Origin of the sequence: Candidatus Halocynthiibacter alkanivorans, assembly GCF_003333265.1 — a bacterium.
Lineage (GTDB): Bacteria > Pseudomonadota > Alphaproteobacteria > Rhodobacterales > Rhodobacteraceae > Halocyntiibacter_A > Halocyntiibacter_A alkanivorans.
In genome coordinates this window covers 1-1,952 of the sequence record NZ_QOLB01000166.1, presented here as the reverse complement: position 1 = coordinate 1,952, position 1,952 = coordinate 1, and the positions used below count along the sequence as shown (strand labels likewise).

3 protein-coding genes and 1 pseudogene are annotated in these 1,952 nt (G+C 55.6%); 1 reads left to right on the top strand and 3 read right to left on the bottom strand.

From position 1 onward, the window contains the following. The 3 genes from DWA01_RS22100 to DWA01_RS22090 all read right to left on the bottom strand — a co-directional run. Positions 1-202: hypothetical protein (locus DWA01_RS22100; RefSeq protein ID WP_136057674.1), on the bottom strand; the 202-nt coding region annotated here is incomplete at its 3' end. 111 nt (positions 203-313) lie between these two features. Next, entirely contained in the window at positions 314-673 is a 360-nt protein-coding gene (locus tag DWA01_RS22095; protein WP_114284744.1) for a hypothetical protein, read from the bottom strand. A gap of 112 nt (positions 674-785) precedes the next feature. Further along, the gene (locus tag DWA01_RS22090; RefSeq protein ID WP_114284743.1) at positions 786-1,145 is read right to left on the bottom strand and encodes a hypothetical protein; all 360 of its coding nucleotides are present in this window, start codon (positions 1,143-1,145) and stop codon (positions 786-788) included. A gap of 535 nt (positions 1,146-1,680) precedes the next feature. On the opposite strand from DWA01_RS22090, the pseudogene DWA01_RS22085 reads away from it, so the two are divergent. Further along, positions 1,681-1,952 (top strand): annotated as a pseudogene (locus DWA01_RS22085) (IS110 family transposase); the annotation flags it as partial.

The window sequence follows — 1,952 nt, the reverse complement described above, 5'->3', positions numbered from 1 at the left end:
CCAGCGCGCCGCCGACCAGCTCAACGATTTCAACGGTGCCGGCGGTCTCAGAACGCACCAGCTCAAGTTCGATACGGCTGTTGCTGTCCTGGTTGTAGCTGTCGAGGAAGATGTGGTTGACGCCGGACCCGGCAGAAGCGGAAGCCACGGTTGCTACGAGAACGGAGGCGGCGAGGGCGGATTTGAGTGCGATATTTTTCATGTCATTGTCTTTCGGGAGAGGAATTGGGAGGGGATCAGGGAAGTATTTGGGAGGTCTTTGGGAGGCGCGGCGCCGGGATTAACCGGCGGCCGCAAAGTCAGGTGTCAGGGTTCAGAAGTTGTCGATTTCGATTTCCTCGATGGCGACAACATTGCCGGCGGCGTCTTTCAGCACGGCTGCCACGTCGTTTGAAGCCGCAGCACCGTTAAAGTGCACAAAGACGTTGCTGTTGGCGCCGGCGTTGACCGAAGTGGTGCCGAGTGTGTCACCCAGCGCGCCGCCGACCAGCTCAACGATTTCAACGGTGCCGGCGGTCTCAGAGCGCACCAGCTCAAGTTCGATACGGCTGTTGCTGTCCTGGTTGTAGCTGTCGAGGAAGATGTGGTTGACGCCGGAGCCGGCAGAGGCGGAAGCCACGGTTGCAATCACAACGGAAGCGGCGAGGGCGGATTTGAGTGCGATGTTTTTCATGTCATTGTCTTTCGGGAGAGGTTTTGGGAGGGGATCAGGGAGGTATTTGGGGAGGTCTTTGGGAGGGGCGCCGCCGGGATTAACCGGCGGCCGCAAAGTCAGGTGTCAGGATTCAGAAGTTGTCGATTTCGATTTCTTCAATGGCGACAACATTGCCGGCGGCGTCTTTCAGCACGGCTGCCACGTCGTTTGAAGCCGCAGCACCGTTAAAGTGCACAAAGACGTTGCTGTTGGCGCCGGCGTTGACCGAAGTGGTGCCGAGTGTGTCACCCAGCGCGCCGCCGACCAGCTCAACGATTTCAACGGTGCCGGCAGTTTCAGAACGCACCAGCTCAAGTTCGATACGGCTGTTGCTGTCCTGGTTGTAGCTGTCGAGGAAGATGTGGTTGACGCCGGAGCCAGCAGAGGCGGAAGCCACGGTTGCAAACAGAACGGAGGCGGCGAGGGCGGATTTGAGTGCGATGTTTTTCATGTCATTCTCTTTCAGTAATCTATGTGAATTCGGGTGAGACCGTTTGTTGTCCCGGTGTTTCCCGTTTCGATGATTGGGAAATATGGCGGCAGGAAAGATTTGTAAGGGGCCGTTTCTGCGCATGCCTACCTGCGAATTTGCACACACGGATTGGTGATGTGAGGTGTCTTGAACTGGGCTTCCGGAACGCACATTTGAGCCAGTTCGCTATAAAAATTTGCCTCGATATTGAACATCATGCGGCCAGATAAGTGAGATTTTCACGGTGAATTAGCCGATATTCCCCAAATGGAATGCAGTTCCTGTCTGCCTGCCAATGGTATCGTTGTCAGTTGACCTAGCATCTGAGCGAAGGGTCAGTTTTTTCGCGCCGTCGCAATCGCAAATGCGAGATCCAGCCATGCTTAGACCACGTTCAATTCTCTGATTGGACGCGTCGTTGCAGAGCTGATGGGGTGGATGGCTCCTGCTCCAACCGACGTCGCGATGCGTCATACTGCAGGTGTCAAAATCTGCTATTGAGAGGAGCCACCCCATGCAAGTTACAACAGTCGGAGTCGATCTGGCCAAGAATATTTTTCAGGTTCACGGGATCACTGAGAGTGACGAGGTTGCTTTCAACCGGCCTCTGCGACGCGCTCAGGTGTTTCCGTTTTTCGCGCATCTCGATCCTTGCCTCATTGGCATGGAAGCCTGTTCCACAAGTCATTACTGGGCGCGCGAGCTGACCAGGCTCGGCCATGAGGTTCGGCTGATCCCACCCATGTACGTCAAACCCTATGTGAAACGCGGAAAGTCAGATGCTAT

Excerpts from the sequence above, each read along its gene's own strand:
- DWA01_RS22095 (WP_114284744.1), bottom strand. The coding sequence starts at position 673 with ATGAAAAACATCGCACTCAAATCCGCCCTCGCCGCTTCCGTTGTGATT.
- DWA01_RS22090 (WP_114284743.1), bottom strand. The coding sequence starts at position 1,145 with ATGAAAAACATCGCACTCAAATCCGCCCTCGCCGCCTCCGTTCTGTTT.